Raw genomic sequence first — 18,263 nt, 5'->3', positions numbered from 1 at the left:
CACCCCCCCCTTCCCCCCCCCCCCCCCCCCCCCCCCCCCCCCTCCCCCCCCCCCCCCCCCCCCCCCCCCCCCCCCCCCCCCCCCCCCCCCCCCCACACCGGTCAGACGGTCAGACGGTCAAGCAGTCAGACGGTCAGGCGGTCAGGCGGTCAGGCGGTCACGGACCGGACGGCCTCGCGGATCACCTCGGCGACGCGCCGCGGGTGGGAGAGCATCACCAGGTGCGAGGAGTCGACCTCGACGGTGGTCGCCCCCGCGCGCCGGTAGCCGAAGCGCTGGACGTCGGGGTTGAGGGTCCGGTCCGCGCCGGCCACGATCCCCCAGGACGGCTTGCGCTTCCACGCCGCGGTGGTCGCGGCCTCGCCGAACGCCGCTGCGGCGAGCGGCCGTTGGGAGACCGCGAGGACCCGGGCCAGCTCGGGGTCGACATCGGCCGCGAAGATCGCCGGAAGGCGGTCGACCTCCACCGAGACGTCGGTGCCCTCGCCGCCGTCGTCCAGCGGGAAGGGGCTGTACACCAGCGCGGAGGCGAGTTCGGAGTCCGGGAAGCCGCCCTGCAGCTCGGCCAGGCTCTCCCCCTCCTCCAGCGCGTAACCCGCCAGGTACACCAGGGCCTTGACGTTCTCCTCGGCACCGGCCACGGTGATCACCGCGCCGCCGTACGAGTGGCCGACCAGCACGACCGGCCCGGGAATCCGTCGGACCACCGACGCGACGTAGGCGGAGTCCCCGGTCAGGGTGCGGTTCGGCACGGCCGGTGCCACCACCTTCAGCCCGTCGGCCAGCAGTTCGGGGACGAGCCGGGCGAAGCTGGAGGCATCGGCGAAGGCGCCGTGCACCAGCACCACGGTGGGCGTCTCCTCGGTCGTCGCACCGGTCGTCTTCTCGGTCGTCTCATGGGTCGTCATCGCTGAATCCTTCGGATCACCGGAGTCTGTCAGGGCGCCCGCGTCACAACGGGGTCCCGGCACGCCGCCCACGGCGGGCGCGGCGGCTGCCCGCGCCGGGGAACTCGCCCTCGGCTCCGGTGGGTTCCGGAGCCGGTCACCAGGCTAGGAACGCGCGGCGTCGGGGCCTGTCCCGACGGCGCACCACCGGCCGTCGGTCCGCGCACCGCGGGGCGGCCGGGGCTCCGCCGCCCGTCCTCACCACGCCCGGCGGTGCAGCGCCATGTGCACGGTGTCGACCGCCTGGATCAGCGCGGCCCGGGTGGTACCGGTGGGATGGAGCGCGCCGACCAGCAGGAAGCCGTGCATCACCCCCTGGTAGCGCGTCGACACCACCGGGACGCCCGCCGCGCGGAGCCTGGCCGCGTAGGCCTCCCCCTCGTCCCGCAGCACGTCGGCCTCCGCGGTCACCACCAGCGCCGGCGGCAGCCCCACCAGCTGCTCCAACGAGGCGCGCAGGGGCGCGGCGGTGGGCTCGGAGCGGCGGGGCGCCTCGGGCAGGTAGTCGTCCCAGAAGCGGCGCATGTGCGCGCGGTGCAGGAAGTAGCCGGTGGCGAAGCGCTGGTAGGAGGGGGTGCCGAAGTCCGCGTCGGTCACCGGGCACAGCAGCACCTGGTGCACCAGCCGGACGTCCCCGCGCTCCCGGGCCAGCAGGGTCAGCGCCGCCACCAGGTTGGCCCCCGCGCAGTCGCCGACGGCCGCGATCCGGTCCCCCGCCAGTCCGATCTCGTGGCCGTGCTCGTGGATCCAGCGGGCCACGGCGTGGCACTGCTCGACGGCCACCGGGTAGCGCGCGGCGGGCGCCCTCGCGTAGTCCACGTACACCACGGCGGCGTCCGCCCCCAGCGCGAAGTCCCGCACCAGCCGGGCGTAGCAGTCGGCGTCGCCGAGCGACCAGCCGAGGCCAGGCAGGAACAGCACCACGGGGCTGGGCTCGGCGGCGCCGACGGGCCTGGTCACCTGGACCCGCACCCGCCCGGTCGGCCCGCAGGGCAGGACGAGCCACTGCGTCACGGTGCCGTACGGATCGTCCTGCTCCTCGTCCTGCGTGGGACTCGGCAGGCTGTCCAGGGCGAGGAAGGAGAGGTCCGGCAGGTCCGTGCCCGGCCCCGCTCCGGCCCGGGCGTCCAGGAACTCCTGGAGTTCCCGGTCGAGCACCGGGCGTCCGGCCTGCGAGGGAGTGGGGTCCGACAACTCTTCGCTCCTGGCGTGACCGGACGTGATCGGGAGGGCGCCGCACGCGGCGCGTCACCGCCGCGACCGGCCCGATGGGGCCGTGTCGTCGTTCGACACGTCCGGGTCCTGGGTCGGGGGATTCGCTCGACCGTACACGATGTTCCCGGTGGCGTCACGGACGCACTCCCCGACCGGGGTGGGCCGGGAGGCGGTGGCGGCGGAAGTTCTCGGCACGCCGGTCGCGGAGCCCCGGTCGGGCCCGCCGCCGGGGAGGAAGGGCTCGCGGTCAGGATTCTCCCCGCGTGCAAAACCCTCGGCCACCGACGGATGTAGGGATTTCCCGACGGAACTTCATCGCTCTGTGGCAATCGCCGCTCCGTCGGCCGCACCGGGGCCGGCCGTCCGGCCCGGTGCGGCGGCCACCTGACCCGGGACGTACTCTCGGGTAGCCGCGAACGGCGGCAGAGCGAGGCCGTCCGCCGGCCCGGGCAGGGCCCGGCTCCGGCGGACGAGTGCGAACGGGAAGGCGTCCATGGCAGGGTCAGGCGGTCCGCTGTCCCGTAGCGGCCTGCGCGGCCGGGAGAGCGAACTGGAGGAGCTCCAGGCGCTGATCACCTCGGTGGCCCGCACCGGGAGCGGGGGGCTGGCCCTGATCCAGGGGGAGCCGGGCATCGGCAAGACCACCCTGCTCGCCGAGGTCGTCTCCCGGGCCACGGCGGCGGGATTCTCCGTCGGCCTCGGCAAGGCCGACGAGCTGCACCACATCGTGCCGCTCTCCTCGCTGACGGCCAGCCTCCTCCAGGGCGAGCGGCCGCTGCTGTCCGGCGACGCCTTCGCCGATCTCGCCCGGAACCACGACCAGCGGATCTGGCTGGTGGAGCGCCTGGCGGAGGCGATCGAGGCCAGGGCGGGCAGCGCGCCGGTGCTGATCGGCCTGGACGACGTGCAGTGGGCCGACGCGCTGAGCCGGTTCGCCCTGCAACAGCTGCCGATCCGCCTGCGGACCGAGCCGGTCCTGTGGCTGCTGACCGCGCGACGGGAGCCCGCGGGCCCGGCCGAGGAGGTGGTGGCGGCGGCGAGCGGCCACCTCCCGACCGTCACGGTCTCCCTGGGGCCGCTGTCCGGCGCGGCCATCGGCCAGTTGGCCGGCGACGCCCTGGGCGCGGCGGTCGACACCTGGGTGCGGGACCTGCTCGACGGAGCCGGCGGGAACCCGTTCCTGGCGGTCGAGATGCTGGCGGGGCTGCGGACCGCCGGCACCGCCGAGGACGCGGTGCCCTCCCGGCTGGTGGTGGGCGTGCGCGGCAGGCTCCGCTCCCTGGGGCCCGACACCCTGCGCTTCCTCCGGATGGGAGCGGTGCTGGGGCGCGGGTTCGCCTTCCACGACGCCGCGGCGCTCTGCGACCGGCCGGCCGCCGCGCTGCTCCCGGCGCTGGAGGAGGCGGTGCGCGCGGGGCTGCTGGACGACGACGGCGACCAGCTGGTGTTCCGGCACGACCTGCTGCGCCAGGCGGTCTACGCCGACATCCCCCCGTCGGCCCGCAAGGCCCTGCACCGCGAGGCCGCCCGTCTGCTGGTCGCCGCGGGCCGGCCGCCGGTCGACGCGGTCCCCCACATCCTCCGCGGGGCCCTGCCCGGGGACGGGGAGGCGGTGGCGCTGCTGCGCCGGGCGGCCGAGGACGTCCTGCCGGTCACCCCGGGCCTGGCGGCCGACCTGATCACCCGTGCCCTCGAACTGGTGCCGTCGGCGGGGCCGTTGAGGTGGGCCGTGGGCGAGCAGGCGATCCGCGGCCTGACCCGGGCGGGCCGGGACCGGGAGGCGCTGACGACGGGCGACCGGCTGCTGGCCGAGCGGCCCCCGCTGGAGGAGTTCGGCCGCCTCCAGGCCGCCCTCGGCGGGACGCTCTGGACGATGGACCTCGCCGACGAGCTGCGCCGCCGGACCGAGGCCGCGCTCGCCGTGGGGGGCGCGGACCCGGCGGTCCGCGCCAGGCTGGCGGCCCTGCGCGCCCTGGCGCTGTCCCGCAGCCGCGATCTGGTCGCCGCGCGGGCGGCCGGGGAGGCCGCGCTGCGGGAGGCCACCGCGGCCGGTGACCGGGAGGCGCACGTCCTGGCCCTGTCCGGGCTGGGCGAGATCGCGCTGAACGCGGGTGAGAACGCGCTCGCGCTGGAGCGCTTCGCCGCGCTGAGCGCCATCGACTCCGCCTTCGTGCCCGAGGAGGTCGTCGCGCACCTGCACATGGACGACTTCGCGGCCGGTGAGCGACTGCTCCTGCGGGGAGCGGAGCGGGCCGGGACGTCGCGTCAGGCCATGCTGCTCTGGGCGCAGGGCCAGTACGACCTGGGGCTCGGCCGGCTCGACGACGCGGAAGCCGACCTGGTGACCATGGAGCGCCTGGAGAACGAGGTGCGGGTGCCCGTCCATCAGGTGAACGGCCGGGTGATCCGCTCCCGGATCGCCCTGCTGCGCGGCGACCGGGAGACGGCGCGCGAGCACCTGGCCGCCGCCCGGGAGGGGCTGGCCGTCAAGCCGAACCCGGGCAACACGGCCGCGGTGCGCTTCCTGGAGGCGCTGCACGCCGAGGCCGACGGGGACGCCGGGCTCGCCGTCGACCGGATCCGCCAGGTGCAGCGGGAGGGCTCCTTCATGCGGTGGCGGCTGCTGCGCAACTGGGTCCCCGCCGCGATCCGGCTGTCCCTGCGCGGCGGGGCGCGTGAACTCGCCGAGGACCTGGCCGCCCAGGCCGAGGACCACGCCGGGCGCAACCCCTGCGTGCCGACCACCGCGGGCATCGGCGCGCACGCCCGCGGGCTGGTGGAGAACGATCCCGCCCTGCTCGAACACGCCGTGGAGCTGCTCGCGGCGAGCCCCCGCCCGCTGGCCCGGGCCGCCGTGTACGCCGATCTCGGCCAGGTGCTCCTGACGGCGGGACGGAACGAACGGGCCGTGGCCGCGCTGACGCACGCGCGCGACGCGTTCGCCGAGTCGGGCGCCCACACCTCGGCGGCCCGCGTGCAGCGCGCCCTGGAGACCGCCGGCGGCCGCCGGGCGGCGGTCCCCCGGCGCCCCGTCCAGGGCTGGGCGGCCCTCACCGCCTCGGAGGAGAAGGTCGCGCGCCTCATCGCCCAGGGCCACACCAACCGGTCGGCCGCCGATGTGCTCGTGGTGTCCCCGCACACCGTCAACACCCACCTGACGTCCGTCTTCCGCAAGCTGTCGATCGGCTCCCGGGTCCAGCTCGCCAACCTGGTCGCCGCGCTGCCCGAGGGCTGAGCGGCCTCCCGCCCGGGGCCGGGGGCCTCCCGCCCGGGGGCTGAGCACCTCTTTGGTACGTTCACGTGATGCCGCGCCGCACCCGGGTGTGATTGGCTGTGGCATCCCCTCCCCCGCCCGGTCGAAGGTCACTGGCATGCGCGACTCCACCACGGTTCCGCCGACCGTCCTGCTGGTGCACGGGGCGTTCACCGACGCCCCGTCCTGGTCCGGGGTGGTCGGGCTGCTGCGCGCCGCCGGGCTGACCGCGCGTGTCCTGACGACCCCGCTCCTCGGCCTGGAGCAGGACGCGGCCCACCTCAGGGGCGTGCTGCGCGAGCTCGCCGCCCCGGTCGTGCTGGTCGGCCACCACTACGGCGGCGCGGTCATCACCCACGCGGCCACCGACGCCGACGAGGTGGTGGCGCTGTGCTACGTCGCCGGGTTCGGCCTCGACGCGGGCGAGTGCGTCCTGGACATCACCGATCGCTTCACCCCCGTCCCGGCGGCCGACGCGGTCATCGCCACGGCCCTCACCAGCGCCCCGGCGGACCGCCCGGTCGTCACCTCCGCCGCGCTGACCGGCAGATCGGGCCCGCCGGCCTGGGCCGCCAAGCCGTCCTGGTACGCCATCGCGACCGCCGACCGGATGGTCAACCCCACCGCCCAGCGCTTCATGGCCCAGCGCATGGCGGCCACCGAACACGTCCTGGACGGCCCGTACCCCGTCGTGCTGTCGCAGCCCGACGCCGTGGCGGCGATGATCCTGGAGGCCGTCGGGCACGCCACGGGTACGCCCGGGGGTGTCTAGACCGCGTTCGAACGGAGGAGTCCGGCGGGACCCGCACGGAGGACGGCACTCTCGGGTGACGGGATCCGGTACGTTCACGCGATGCTCCGCCGCGGGCCCGGTGGCAGGCTGAAGCCGAAGGCATACCAGCGCCGACGGCACACCGGTGCCGATGGCCGATCGACCCGAGGGGGATCCGGTGCCCGTGGCGCTCTCCACCGCTCAGCTGTCGGCCTCCGAGCGCGCGGAGAGCTGGCGCGAGGCGGTGTCCCGGACCATCGTGCCGATGACGGTGGAGTTCCTGGAGGAGGTGCCGTCGCCCGGGACGATCACCAGCCACCGGCTCGGCCCGGTGCGGATCTCCAGGGTCGAGGCGGGGCCGCAGACCATGACGCGTGACCGGCACATGATCGCCGCGGGAGAGCCGCCGTCGCTCATCCTCAGCCTCCAGGAGCGCGGCACCGCGGTGAAGGAGCAGGACGGGCGGGAGACCCTCGTGCGACCGGGCGAGTTCTCCTTCACCGACTCGTCCCGGGTGTTCCGGGAGAGGATCGAGGAGGGGTTCGTCTTCACCTCCTTCCACTTCCCCCGCACGGAACTGGACGTGCCGGAGCGGGACCTGCGGGCGCTGACCGCGACGGCCTTCAGCGGCACCGAGGGCAGCGCCGCGCTGGTGGCGACCTACCTGTCGCAGATGGCGCGCACTGCGGACGGGCTGGACGAGGCGGTCGGGCGCCGGGCCGCGGCCACGGCACTCGACCTGCTGGCGCTGCTCGTCGACGACCGGAGCGGACGCGCCCGGGCGCAGGACTCGCACGGCGCGGCCTCCCTGGAGCGGGTCAAGGAGTACGTCCTGCGCAACCTGCGCGACCCGGACCTCTCGCCGTCCAGGATCGCGGAGGCGAACTTCATGTCGGTCCGCTTCCTCCACAAGCTCTTCCAGCAGGAGGGCGTCACCCTCGGCACCTGGATCCGGACGCAGCGGCTGGAGCGGTGCAGCCGGGACCTCCTGCGGCCGATGGCCGGGGAGCTGGGGGTGGCGGGGATCGCCCGGCGCTGGGGCTTCGCCAACTCCAGCCACTTCAGCCGCGCCTTCCGCGAGACCTTCGGGGTGTCGCCGACGGACTGGCAGGGCGGCGGCGGGCCACCGGGGTGACGCGGCGCCGGCCGGACGCCGGCCGTGGTCACCGCGCCGACCGGCGGCCTGCCGCGGTCACCGCCCCGATCGGCGGCCGGACGAGGTCGCTGCGCCGATAGGCGGCCGGCATCCCGTAGGGTCGGCCGAATGGCGAAGTACTTCGATGTCCACCCAGAGTCCCCCCAGCCGCGCACCATCGGCACGGTGGCCGACAGCCTCCGCTCCGGCGCCCTGATCGCGTACCCGACCGACTCCTGTTTCGCCCTGGGCTGCCGGCTGGACAACCGCGACGGCCTGGACCGCATCCGGACGATCCGGCGTCTCGACGACCGCCACCACTTCACCCTGATGTGCGTGGACTTCGCCCAGCTGGGGCAGTTCGTCCAGCTCGACAACAACGTCTTCCGCGCCGTCAAGGCCGCGACACCGGGCGGCTACACCTTCATCCTCCCGGCCACCAAGGAGGTGCCCCGCCGTCTGATGCACCCGAAGAAGAAGACGGTGGGCGTCAGGATTCCCGACCACGCCGTCACCAGGGCGCTGCTCACCGAGCTCGGTGAGCCGCTGGTCTCCAGCACCCTGATCCTCCCCGGCGAGGACGAGCCGATGACCCAGGGGTGGGAGATCAAGGAGCGCCTCGACCACGTGCTGGACGCCGTGGTGGACTCGGGCGACTGCGGGACGGTGCCGACGACGGTCGTCGACTTCTCGGGCGGCGGCCCGGAGATCGTCCGGCGCGGGGCCGGGGATCCCAGCCGCTTCGAGTGACGGAACGGGCGCCCCACGACGGCCCGAACGGGCCCGGGCGCCCCGGGCCGGCCCTCGTACGGGCGCCGTCAATTGATGTCCGGTTCTCCTTGCACGACCTGTACGCTGACCCCGCACAAGATCAGTGCGACAAGTGTTCGACCATTGACACGTCTGTGGGGGGAATCGGTGCGCAATCGCCGAGTTGTGGTTCTGGCTGCCCTGGTGGCGGCCGGTGTGGGCATCACGCCCGGGATCGCCCAGGCGGCGGGGCCCTCGGCTCCTCCGGCGAAGGGGGCTCCCGCGAAGGGGGCTCCCGCCAAGGCGGCACCCGCCACGGGCGGGGCCGCCACGAACGCGGCGGACGCGGTGCGCGAGCTGTCGGGCCGGACGTTCAGCAGCCCCGCCGAGCGGACGGTCGTCTCGCCGAAGGCCGAGGGGCGGAAGGCCGACGGGCGGGCCGGGCTGGCGGCACCGGCACAGGGCGCGCAGAGCACGTGGAGCCCCTACATCAGCCTGGACGCCAGGGCCGGCGACTCGCGCGGGTTCGACCTGTGGACCTACGTCTCCGCCTACGGCAGCTCGTCGGTCGACGTCACCATCGCCTGGGGCGACGGCCAGACGGACACCTACACCGCCGACCTCACCAGCGGCTCCACCTCGGACTCGCGCACCAACAAGCACCGCTACGCCGCGGTCGGCACGTACGACATCAAGGTCACGATCAAGGACACCACGCTCGGCCTGGAGGCCTCCAACCAGGTCAAGGTCGTCACCAGGGGCGCCGAGTTCACCCCGCACGCGCCGACCCGGCTGCTGGACACCCGCGCGGGCATCGGCGCCGCCCAGGCCAAGGTGCCCGCCCGCGGCACGGTGGCCCTGAAGGTCGCCGGGGTCGCCCAGGTGCCGGCCGACGTCTCGGCGGTGGTGCTCAACGTCACCGTCACCAACGCCACGGCGGACGGCCACGTCTCGACGGCGTCCCAGAAGGACCTGGCCGAGACCACGGACACGTCCAACCTCAACTACGTCGCCGGTCAGACCGTCCCGAACCTGGTGGTCTCGGGGGTCACGGAGGGCTACGTCTACCTGTTCAACGCGGGCTGGCAGCCGGTGGATCTGCTCGCCGACGTCACCGGCTACTTCACGCCCTCCATCGCCAGCGGCTACAAGGCGGTGCCGCAGACCCGCGCCGTCGACACCCGTGAGGGCCTCGGGGCGCCCGTGGGCCAGGTGCCCGGGCTGAGCAGCTTCGACGTCGCCATCGCCGGCCGCAACGGCGTGCCGAACGGCATCACCGCCGTCGCCCTCAACCTGACGGCCACCAACCCGCAGGACGCCGGCCACCTGACCGCCTACCCGGCCGGGCAGGCGGTGCCGACCACCTCGAACCTGAACTTCACCGGCGGTCAGACCGTCGCCAACGCGGTGATCGTCCCGGTGGGCGCGGACGGCAGGATCTCCATCCGCAACGGCAGTTGGAAGCCGACCGACGTGGTGCTCGACGTCGTCGCCTACTTCACCCCCGAGAGCCGCTCCGCCCTGGTCTCCGGCTATTCGGCGCTGCGGCTCCTCGACAGCCGCAAGGACAGCTGGGGCCGCAAGGCCGCCCCGCTGGCCGCCCGCAGCTTCTACGCGATGCGGCACGAGGCCGACACCCACGAGCCCCGGGTCGACGGCTGGGTGCTGAACACCACCGTCACCAACACCAGCGGCCCGGGCTTCCTCTCGGTCGCCCCCGACCCCAACTTCTGGTCCGACTACCAGAACGGCACCCCGGCCGTGCCGCAGCGCCCGGTCTCCTCGACGCTCAACTGGGCGGCCGGCCAGACCGTCGCGGGCGTCGCGCAGACCCCGGGCGGCAAGGGCGGCATCGTCGACATCTGGAACCAGGGCTGGCAGGACATCGACTTCGTCGTCGACCTGGCCGGCTATTACCAGTCGATCTGATCCGCCGCCAGGTCCGGGGACGGGGTGGTGCTCCATGACGGAGCACCACCCCGTCCTCCGTCCGGGCCCACGGGCCCGTCGCCCGAGGCCGCCCAGGACAGCAGCAGCCGCAGGGCGTCGTGGGAGGGGGAGCCCGGGTCGGCGGTGTAGGTGACCAGGGCCTGGCCGGGGTCGTCGGCCGGGCGGAGGGTGTCGTAGGCGAGGTCGAGGGTGCCGGCCAGGGGGTGGTGGAAGGCCTTGCGCCCGGAGGTCTTGTCGGCGACCGGGTGTTCGGCCCACAGGTGGTGGAACTCCTCGCTGCCCAGGCAGAGCCGGCCGACCAGTTCGGCGAGCAGCGGGTCGTCCGGGCGGCGGCCGGCCTCCAGGTGGAGGAAGGCGACGTTCTCCCGGGCGCAGGCGGGCCAGTCGGCGTAGAGCTCGCGGGAGGCCGGGTCCAGGAAGGTGATCCGGGCGATGTTGCGGTCCTCGACCGGCAGGGCGCCGTAGTCGCCGAACAGCGCGACGGCGGCGCGGTTCCAGGCCAGGACGTCCATCCGGTGGCCCATCACCACGGCCGGCGTCTCACCGAGTTGTTCCAGCAGGTGCAGCAGGGAGGGGCGCGGGCGCTGGCGTGCGGCGGCGCGCCGGGGGCGGGCCGAGGGCCGGGCGAGGCGGTGGAGGTGGCCGGACTCGTCGGGGGCCAGCCGCAGGGCGCGGGCGACGGCGTCCAGGACGGCGTCGGAGGGGTTGCCGACCCGGCCCTGTTCCAGGCGGGTGTAGTAGTCGACGCTGACGCCCGCGAGGTGGGCGAGCTCCTCGCGGCGCAGCCCGGCGACCCGGCGCCGTCCGCCGTAGTCGGGGAGGTCGACGTCCTCCGGGCGCAGGCGGGCGCGGCGGGTGCGGAGGAATTCGCTCAGGGCGCTGCTCGGGTTCACGGGAGGGATTCTCACCCGGACGGACGGCGCTGTGCCTGGTCCTGCCAGGACCAGGCACAGCGGGCGCCGACCCAGCCGGTCGCGCTCAGCCGGTCAGGGAAGGGAAGGCCGGGACGAGGCCGCCGTCGATCACGACGTCCTGCCCGGTGATGTACGAGGAGCGCCCGGAGAGCAGGAAGGCGACCGTCTCCGCGACGTCCTCGGCCGTGCCCAGCCGGCCGAGCGGGACGTGGCGGCGGATCGGCTCGTGGTCGGCCGGGTCGGGGATCGCCGCGTGGAACATCTCCGTGACGATGTAGCCGGGGCTCACGGAGTTGACCCGGATGCCGCGCCCGGCCAGTTCGGCGGCGAGGGTGCGGGCGAGGCTGAGGACGGCGGACTTGGCGGCCGCGTAGACGGCGGCGCCGGGCATGCCGCGGTGCGGGGTCCAGGAGGCGTTGAGGACGACCGAGCCGCCGCCGGCCGCGTCCAGCAGCGGCAGGGCGTGCCGCACGGTGAAGAACACGCCCTTGAGGTTGGTGGCGACGATCCGGTCGAACTCGCCCTCCGTGACCTCCTCCACCGGGTGGAAGCCCGCGACCCCCGCGTTGGCGAAGAGCCCGTCGAGGCGGCCGTACCGCTCGCCCACGGTGTCGGCCAGCCGGGCGAGGTCCGCCGGGACGGAGGCGTCGGCGCGGACGGGGAGCAGCCGGTCGCCGGCGTCGAGCAGGGCGGCGGCGCGGGCGAGCCGGGCGTCGTCGCGGCCGGTGATGACGACCCTCGCGCCGGTGTCGAGGAGGTGCCGGGCGGTGGCGAGGCCCATGCCGCTGGTGCCGCCGGTGATCAGGACGGTGGAGTCCGGGGAGGAGGTGTGGTTCATGGCGTTCACCCTCGCCGCGGGAGCCGGGACGGCACCAGGCCCGCTCCGGCCCCGGGTCGGGGGAACCCGGGTGCGGGAAACCCGGGTCCCGGAAAACCACCCTCCGCGCCGGGAATCGGAGCGGCGGGCGGGTGGTTGGCCCAAGGCGACGGTCGGAACACAGCACTCGCGAAGAGGGACTTCCCATGAAGATCGGCATCATCGGCGCGGGCAACATCGGCGGCAACCTGACGCGGCGGCTCACGGCGCTGGGTCACGAGGTGGCGGTGGCCAACTCCCGCGGCCCGGAGACGCTCAAGGATCTGGCCGAGGAGACCGGGGCGAAGGCGGTGACGGCGGCCGAGGCCGCGAACGGCGCGCAGGTCGTGGTGGTGACGGTGCCGCTGAAGAACGTGCCGGACCTGCCCGCCGGGCTGCTGGACGGCGCGGCCGAGGGCGTCGCCGTGATCGACACCGGCAACTACTACCCGAAGGAGCGCGACGGCCGGATCGACGCCATCGAGGACGGCGGGCTGACGGAGAGCCGCTGGACGGAGCAGCACCTCGGGCACCGGGTGGTGAAGGTGTTCAACGGCACCTACGCCCAGGACCTGCTGGAGCGGCCGCGTCCGGCGGGTGACCCGGAGCGGCTGGCCGTGCCGGTGGCCTCGGACGACGAGGCGGCCAAGCGGGTGGTGCGGGCGCTGGTCGACGAGTTGGGCTTCGACACCGTGGACGCGGGCGGGATCGACGAGTCCTGGCGCCAGCAGCCGGGCACCCCGGTGTACGGACTGCGCGCCGGGGTCGAGGCGGTCACCCGGGCGCTCGCGGAGGCCTCCCCGGAGCGCCCGGCCGCCCACAGGGCGTAGGGCGTCAGCCGAGCCTGCGCGCCCCCTCCGCCGGGACGGCGGTGAGGGTGCGCGGCTCGGCGTGCCCGGCCGCCCGGAACGCGGCGGTGACCTCGGCGGCGACGCCCTCGGCCGCCGCCGCGTCCACCAGGGCGATGACCGAGCCGCCGAAGCCGCCGCCGGTCATCCGCGCGCCGTGGGCGCCGGCCGCCAGGGCGGCTTCCACGGCGAGGTCGGTCTCCGGGCAGGAGACCCGGTAGTCGTCGCGCAGCGAGGCGTGTCCGGCGGTGAGGACCGGGCCGAGCGCGGCGAGGTCGCCGGCGTCCAGCCGGGCGACGGCGTCCTCCACCCGGGCGTTCTCGGTGACCACGTGGCGGACCAACGGGGCCAGTTCCGAGGGGAGTCGGCCGATCGCGTCGGCCAGCCCGGACGGCCGGAGCGAGCGCAGCGCGGGCAGCCCGAGCAGCGCGGCCGCCCGTTCGCAGCCGGCCCGCAGCGCGGCGTAGGCGCCGTCCCCGAGGTCGTGCTTCACCCGGGTGTCCAGGACCAGCAGTGCGAGGCCCGCGCCCGCGAGGTCCACCGGGACCTGACGGGTCGTCATGTCGCGAGTGTCCAGGAACAGCGCGGCACCCGGGCGGCAGCACATGGAGGCCATCTGGTCCATGATCCCGCAGGGGACCCCGACGAAGGCGTTCTCCGCCCGCTGCGCCAGCGACGCCAGCTCCGGCGCCGAAAGCCCCAGCCCGTACAGGTCGTTGTACGCGGTGGCGACCGCGCACTCCAGCGCGGCGGAGGAGGAGAGCCCGGCGCCGCTGGGCACGTCGCTGTCCAGCCGGAGGTCCGCCCCGCCGACGGGGTGTCCGGCCTCGCGCAGCGCCCACACCACGCCCGCCGGGTAGCCGCTCCAGCCGGGCGCCGAGCCCGGGGTCAGGCCGTCGACCGGGAGGTCGACGACCGGCCCGCCGCGCTGCGCGGACCAGAGCCGCAGCCGCCCGTCCGCCCGGCGCGCCGCCTGGGCGCGGACGGCCTGCGGCAGGGCGATCGGGAGGACGAACCCCAGGTTGTAGTCGGTGTGTTCGCCGATCAGGTTCACCCGGCCGGGGGAGGCCCACTCCCCCTCGGCCGGACGGCCGTACAGCTGCTCGAACGTCCTCATGCGGCCACCTCCCGCAGGCGGCGGGCGGCGTCCTCGGGGGCGACGTCGTTGACGAAGGCGTCCATGCCGGACTCCACCCCGGCGAGGTACTTGAGCTTGTCGGCGGTGCGGCGGATGGTGAACAGCTCCAGGTGAAGGGCGAGTTCGCCACCCTGCCCGCTCGGCGCCTGGTGCCAGGCGGAGATGTACGGGGTGCGGCCGGTGCCGAAGAGCCGGTCGAAGCGGCGGAGCAACTCCAGGTAGAGGGAGGGGAGTTCGTCCCGCTGCCCGGCGTCCAGGGCGGTCAGGTCGGGCACCCGGCGGTGCGGGTACAGGTGCACCTCGTACGGCCAGCGGGCGGCGAAGGGGACGAAGGCCGTCCAGTGCTCCCCGGCGACCACGACGCGTTCGCCGTGGGCGCGTTCGGCGGCGAGCAGGTCGTCGAAGAGGTTGCGGCCGGTGGCGGCCCGGTGCTCGGCGGCGCGGGCGGCCATCCGGGCGGTGCGCGGGGTGGTGAAGGGCAGGGCGTAGATCTGGCCGTGCGGGTGGGCGAGGGTGACGCCGATCTCGGCGCCCCGGTTCTCGAAGCAGTAGACCTGCCGGACGCCGGGCAGCGCGGAGAGTTCGGCGGTGCGGTCGGTCCACGCGTCCAGAACGAGCCGGGCGCGCTCGGGGGTGAGGTCGGCGAAGGACGCGTCGTGGTCGGCGGTGAAGCAGACCACCTCGCAGCGGCCGACGCCGGGGCCTGCGGTCCACAGCTCCTCGGCCGTGCGGCTGGGCTCGGCGGCCGGATCCGGTGCCCCGGCCAGCGAGGGGAAGCGGTTCTCGAAGACGGCCACCTGGTAGTCCCCGGCCGGGATCTCGCTGAGCCGCCCGTCCCGGGACGGGCAGAGCGGGCACTCCTCGGCCGGCGGCTGGTAGGTGCGCGCCTGGCGGTGGGCGGCGATGGTGACCCAGTCGCCGGTGGCCGGGTCCAGCCGGACCTCCGAGCCGGGGACCTGGGGGTCGAGCGGCCGTTCGTCCACGGCGTCGCGGGGGGCGGCGGCGCCGCTGTCGTAGTAGATCAGCTGCCGGCCGTCCGCGAGGGTGGTCGCGGTCCTGACGGTGCCGGGCCGGGTCAGGGACGTTCCGGGCATGGCCCTCTCCCTTCGAGCGAAGCCAGTGGAATCAAACAGAAAGCTACACTCTCCGACACTATCCATCAGAACCGCTCACCAGAACCATTCACCAGAAGCGGCCCGAGGAGGCCTTCCGATGGCTGACAGCGTCCAACCCCTCGCCGAACAGCGCCGCGTGCTGATCCTGGAGCAGATCCGGGCCCGCGGCGGGGTCCGGGTCACCGAGCTGGTCCGCGACCTCGGGGTCTCCGACATGACGGTCCGCCGCGACCTGGACGCGCTGGCACGGCGCGGCCTGGTGCACAAGGTGCACGGCGGCGCGGTGCGGGTCGACGCGCCGGCCACCGGCGAGCCGGGCTTCGAGGCCAAGGCGCGGTGGGAGCAGCCCGCCAAGGAGGCGATCGCCCGGGCCGCCGCGGCGCTCGTACCGCCCGGTTCGGCGGTCGGGCTGTCCGGCGGCACCACCACCTTCGCGGTCGCCCGGCGGCTGCGCGCGGTCGAGGGCCTCACCGTGGTGACCAACTCGCTGCGGATCGCCGACCTGCTGGAACAGCCCGCCGAGGACGGCACGCCGTCCACCGCCACGGTGATCCGCACCGGCGGCGTCCGGACCCCCTCGGACGCGCTGGTCGGGCCGGTGGCCGACCAGGCGATCCGTTCACTGCACGTCAACCTGCTGGTCCTGGGCTGCCACGGCCTCTCCCCCGAGGCCGGGCTGACCACCCCGAACCTGGCCGAGGCGGAGACCAACCGCGCCTTCCTCCGCGCCGCCCGCCGGGTGGTCGTGGTGGCCGACCACACCAAGTGGAACGCGGTCGGCCTGGCCTCCTTCGCGGCGCTCGACCAGCTGGACGTCCTGGTCACCGACGACGCCCTGCCCACCGAGCAGCGGACGGCGGCGGCCGAACTGGTCGGCGAGCTGATCGTGGCTTCGACCTGCTAGGAAGCCCCGGCGTCAGTCCGGGCCTCCGTCCTCGTCTCCGCGTCGGCGGGCTGCCGCACGTACCGCGCCGCCCGCGCCGCCGACGCGGCCACGCGGCTCCTCAGGCGTACGGGAACACCGGCCGCAGCACCTCGGCCAGCCGGGCCTTGACCGCGTCGCCGTGAGCGAGCGGGACGGGGTGCCCGCCGCGCTCCGTGGGCACCCCGAGGTCCGCCAGGACGTACAGGGCGAACAGGGTGCGGATCGTGTTGGAGGCCCAGCCCGGCATCGGCCCGCGCTGCTGCCCGGCGAAGGCGTCGCCGATCGCCGACAGCCAGGCGGTCGACCGCTCCGGCGTCAGGTCCGGGCGGGTGAGGACCAGGGCGAGCGCCCTGGCGAGCCGGTTGTCCTCCCGCTCGGCGAACAGGTGGTCGGTCGGGGCGAGCAGGCGCTCGGCGGCGAGCGTGAGCAGCGGTCCGGGATCGACCTCGGGCCGCCGGCCGAAGGCGGCCAGCAGGTCCGCGCCGTGCGCCACCGCGTGCAGCCAGCCGAGGGTGTCGTCCCGGCCGCGCAGGTCGGCCTCCGAGCGGTACCAGTCGGCGAACGCGTCGATCCACTCGGGCCTCAGGCTGCCCTGGTCCACGATCATCGCCAGGACGAGCGGGGCGAACGTCCGGGCCTCGATCCGCGGATCGGTGAAGCGCTTCGCCATCAGGTCGCCGAGCGCCAGCCGCCGTTCGCCGTCGATCACCCCGCTCCGGATCCAGGCGTCCAGGACCCCGTACGGGTAGCCGTCGCGGATCTCCGGGTCCGGGTCCCCCAGGGCCTGCGCCAGTTCGGCGACCAGGTCGTCCAGGTTCCGCCCCGGGGGAAGGGCACAGTCGGTGTCGTAGATCTCACGCCAGTTCGTCACGGACGGGACCCTACCGAAGGCCGGAACGCCCTCTCACCTGCTTTTCTGCCGCTCGGCCCGGGGCCCGTCCCTGGCCGCCCCTCAGCGGCCGACCTCCCTCAGCCGGAAGTCCTCCACCGTCTCCCGCCGGATCAGCAGCCGTGCCCGGCCGTCCTTCACCGCCACCACCGCCGGACGGCCGACCAGGTTGTAGCCGGACGCCATGGACAGCTGGTACGCACCGGCCGCCGGCATCGCCAGCAGGTCGCCCGGGCGCAGGTCGGCCGGCAGGGCGGCGTCCCGGACCAGCACGTCCCCGGCCTCGCAGTGGCGGCCGACCACGTCCGCCCGCGCCTCGCCCGCCTCCGAGCGGCGGCCGACCAGCCGCACCGTGTACGGCGATCCGTACAGGGCGGGGCGCGGGTTGTCGCTCATTCCGCCGTCCACCGCGACGAAGCCGTGGCCGCCCGCCGTGTGCTTCACCGAGAGCACCCGGTAGACCGCCACGGCGGCCGGTCCGGCGATCGCCCGGCCCGGTTCCACCACCAGCCGGGGCACCTCCAACCCGGCCTCGGCGCAGCGCACCGCCAACCGGTCGGTCACCCGCACCGCGAAGTCCGCGAGGTCCAGTTCGTCGTCCCCGGGCAGGTAGCGGATGCCGTGCCCGCCGCCGAGGTCCAGCTCCGGCAGCTCCAGGCCGTGCCGGTCCCGCACCGCCGCGAGCAGTCGCACCAGCGCGTCCACCGCGTGCAGGTACGGCTCGACCGAGGTGATCTGTGAGCCCAGGTGGCAGTGCAGGCCGGCCAGTTCGAGTCCGGGCTGGTCGAGCACCCGGGCGATGGCGTCCGCCGCGTCACCGCCCTCGACCGGGAAGCCGGACTTCTGCCCACCGGCCCCGGTCCGCACCGCCGTGAGGTGCCCGGCCCCGCTCCGCACCGCCGCGTGGTGCTCGCCCTCGTTCCCCGGGTCCACCCGGACCAGCACCCGCTGCGGGGTGTCGGCCGCCACCAGCGCGGCCAGTCTGGCGATCTCCGCCGGCCCGTCGATGACGATCCGCCCCACCCGGAGCCGCCGCGCCGACCGCAGCTCCTCCGGGGACTTCGCGTTGCCGTGCAGCAGGATCCGCTGCGCCGGGAAGCCCGCCGAGACCGCCAGCCACAGCTCGCCCGACGAGCACACGTCCAGCCCCAGGCCCTCGCTCTCCACCCACTCGGCCAGCGCGCTGCACAGGAACGCCTTGGCCGCGTACAGCACCTCGGCGTGCGGCAGCGCCCGCCGGTAGGCCCGGGCACGGGCCCGCACCTCGGCCTCGTCCAGCACGTACAGCGGGGTGCCGAACCGCTCGGCGGCCTCGGCCAGCCCCACTCCGCCGACCAGCAGGTCGGCGGAGCCCCGGCCGGGCCGCGCCGAGGCCGGCCAGGGGGCGCCGAGCGCGTCGACGGGGGTGGTGGACGTGGGGGCCGTGAGGGTTGCGGGGACGGTCGGGGCGCTGAGCTGGGTCATGGCGGCTCCGTAAGTTGTTAGGCGGCCCAGGAGGGCCGGATGTGGCTGATGGCGGCTTGCCTTTGGTGGCTCCCAAGGAGTGGCCGTCCGGC

15 protein-coding genes are annotated in these 18,263 nt (G+C 75.1%); 7 read left to right on the top strand and 8 right to left on the bottom strand.

Features of this window, described 5'->3' with window-relative positions; all coding sequences use genetic code 11:
• Window positions 1-149: 149 nt before the first annotated feature.
• Together ACZ55U_RS29760 and ACZ55U_RS29755 are read right to left on the bottom strand one after the other, a co-directional pair.
• Window positions 150-908 carry an alpha/beta fold hydrolase gene (locus ACZ55U_RS29760; protein ID WP_465530910.1) on the bottom strand — a complete coding sequence of 253 codons (759 nt, stop codon included), beginning with the start codon at window positions 906-908 and terminating at the stop codon, window positions 150-152.
• A 237-nt stretch (window positions 909-1,145) separates the two neighbouring features.
• On the bottom strand, window positions 1,146-2,141 hold the full coding sequence (locus ACZ55U_RS29755) for an alpha/beta hydrolase (RefSeq protein WP_465530908.1): 996 nt from the start codon (window positions 2,139-2,141) through the stop codon (window positions 1,146-1,148).
• A gap of 514 nt (window positions 2,142-2,655) precedes the next feature.
• On the opposite strand from ACZ55U_RS29755, the gene ACZ55U_RS29750 reads away from it, so the two are divergent.
• The 5 genes from ACZ55U_RS29750 to ACZ55U_RS29730 all read left to right on the top strand — a co-directional run bounded on the left by ACZ55U_RS29750 (window position 2,656) and on the right by ACZ55U_RS29730 (window position 10,001).
• Entirely contained in the window at window positions 2,656-5,397 is a 2,742-nt protein-coding gene (locus ACZ55U_RS29750; RefSeq protein WP_465530906.1) for a helix-turn-helix transcriptional regulator, read from the top strand.
• A gap of 136 nt (window positions 5,398-5,533) precedes the next feature.
• Complete coding sequence (locus tag ACZ55U_RS29745) at window positions 5,534-6,187, top strand: alpha/beta fold hydrolase (protein ID WP_465530904.1); 654 nt, start codon at window positions 5,534-5,536, stop codon at window positions 6,185-6,187.
• Window positions 6,188-6,338: 151 nt separating this feature from the next.
• The gene (locus ACZ55U_RS29740) at window positions 6,339-7,322 is read left to right on the top strand and encodes an AraC-like ligand-binding domain-containing protein (RefSeq protein WP_465530902.1); all 984 of its coding nucleotides are present in this window, start codon (window positions 6,339-6,341) and stop codon (window positions 7,320-7,322) included.
• A gap of 129 nt (window positions 7,323-7,451) precedes the next feature.
• Window positions 7,452-8,072 carry an L-threonylcarbamoyladenylate synthase gene (locus ACZ55U_RS29735; RefSeq protein WP_465530900.1) on the top strand — a complete coding sequence of 207 codons (621 nt, stop codon included), beginning with the start codon at window positions 7,452-7,454 and terminating at the stop codon, window positions 8,070-8,072.
• Window positions 8,073-8,258: 186 nt separating this feature from the next.
• Window positions 8,259-10,001 carry a hypothetical protein gene (locus ACZ55U_RS29730; protein WP_465530898.1) on the top strand — a complete coding sequence of 581 codons (1,743 nt, stop codon included), beginning with the start codon at window positions 8,259-8,261 and terminating at the stop codon, window positions 9,999-10,001.
• Here ACZ55U_RS29730 and ACZ55U_RS29725 read toward each other — a convergent pair.
• Window positions 9,986-10,924, bottom strand: coding sequence for a helix-turn-helix domain-containing protein (locus ACZ55U_RS29725; RefSeq protein ID WP_465530984.1), 939 nt, complete (start codon window positions 10,922-10,924; stop codon window positions 9,986-9,988). The two genes, ACZ55U_RS29730 and ACZ55U_RS29725, sit on opposite strands and share 16 nt — an antisense overlap.
• Before the next feature lie 76 nt (window positions 10,925-11,000).
• Complete coding sequence (locus ACZ55U_RS29720; protein WP_465530896.1) at window positions 11,001-11,774, bottom strand: SDR family NAD(P)-dependent oxidoreductase; 774 nt, start codon at window positions 11,772-11,774, stop codon at window positions 11,001-11,003.
• Between the two features lie 185 nt (window positions 11,775-11,959).
• Here ACZ55U_RS29720 and ACZ55U_RS29715 point away from each other — a divergent pair, with 185 nt between their 5' ends.
• The gene (locus ACZ55U_RS29715) at window positions 11,960-12,622 is read left to right on the top strand and encodes an NADPH-dependent F420 reductase (protein ID WP_465530894.1); all 663 of its coding nucleotides are present in this window, start codon (window positions 11,960-11,962) and stop codon (window positions 12,620-12,622) included.
• 4 nt (window positions 12,623-12,626) lie between these two features.
• On the opposite strand, the gene galK is transcribed toward ACZ55U_RS29715, so the two are convergent.
• Window positions 12,627-13,757 carry a galactokinase gene (gene galK / locus ACZ55U_RS29710; RefSeq protein ID WP_465530892.1) on the bottom strand — a complete coding sequence of 377 codons (1,131 nt, stop codon included), beginning with the start codon at window positions 13,755-13,757 and terminating at the stop codon, window positions 12,627-12,629.
• On the bottom strand, window positions 13,754-14,872 hold the full coding sequence (gene galT, locus ACZ55U_RS29705; RefSeq protein WP_465530890.1) for a galactose-1-phosphate uridylyltransferase: 1,119 nt from the start codon (window positions 14,870-14,872) through the stop codon (window positions 13,754-13,756). Before galT ends, galK begins: the two co-directional genes overlap by 4 nt.
• A gap of 118 nt (window positions 14,873-14,990) precedes the next feature.
• On the opposite strand from galT, the gene ACZ55U_RS29700 reads away from it, so the two are divergent.
• Window positions 14,991-15,797: a DeoR/GlpR family DNA-binding transcription regulator gene (locus ACZ55U_RS29700; RefSeq protein WP_465530888.1), complete on the top strand. Its 807-nt coding sequence runs from the start codon at window positions 14,991-14,993 to the stop codon at window positions 15,795-15,797.
• Window positions 15,798-15,897: 100 nt separating this feature from the next.
• On the opposite strand, the gene ACZ55U_RS29695 is transcribed toward ACZ55U_RS29700, so the two are convergent.
• Window positions 15,898-16,689 carry a DUF2785 domain-containing protein gene (locus tag ACZ55U_RS29695; protein ID WP_465530886.1) on the bottom strand — a complete coding sequence of 264 codons (792 nt, stop codon included), beginning with the start codon at window positions 16,687-16,689 and terminating at the stop codon, window positions 15,898-15,900.
• An 81-nt stretch (window positions 16,690-16,770) separates the two neighbouring features.
• Window positions 16,771-18,171 carry a diaminopimelate decarboxylase gene (gene lysA, locus ACZ55U_RS29690; RefSeq protein ID WP_465530884.1) on the bottom strand — a complete coding sequence of 467 codons (1,401 nt, stop codon included), beginning with the start codon at window positions 18,169-18,171 and terminating at the stop codon, window positions 16,771-16,773.
• Window positions 18,172-18,263: the final 92 nt, after the last annotated feature.

The organism is Kitasatospora sp. NPDC034533 (genome assembly GCF_055575155.1).
This window is presented reverse-complemented; position numbering and strand designations above follow the sequence as displayed.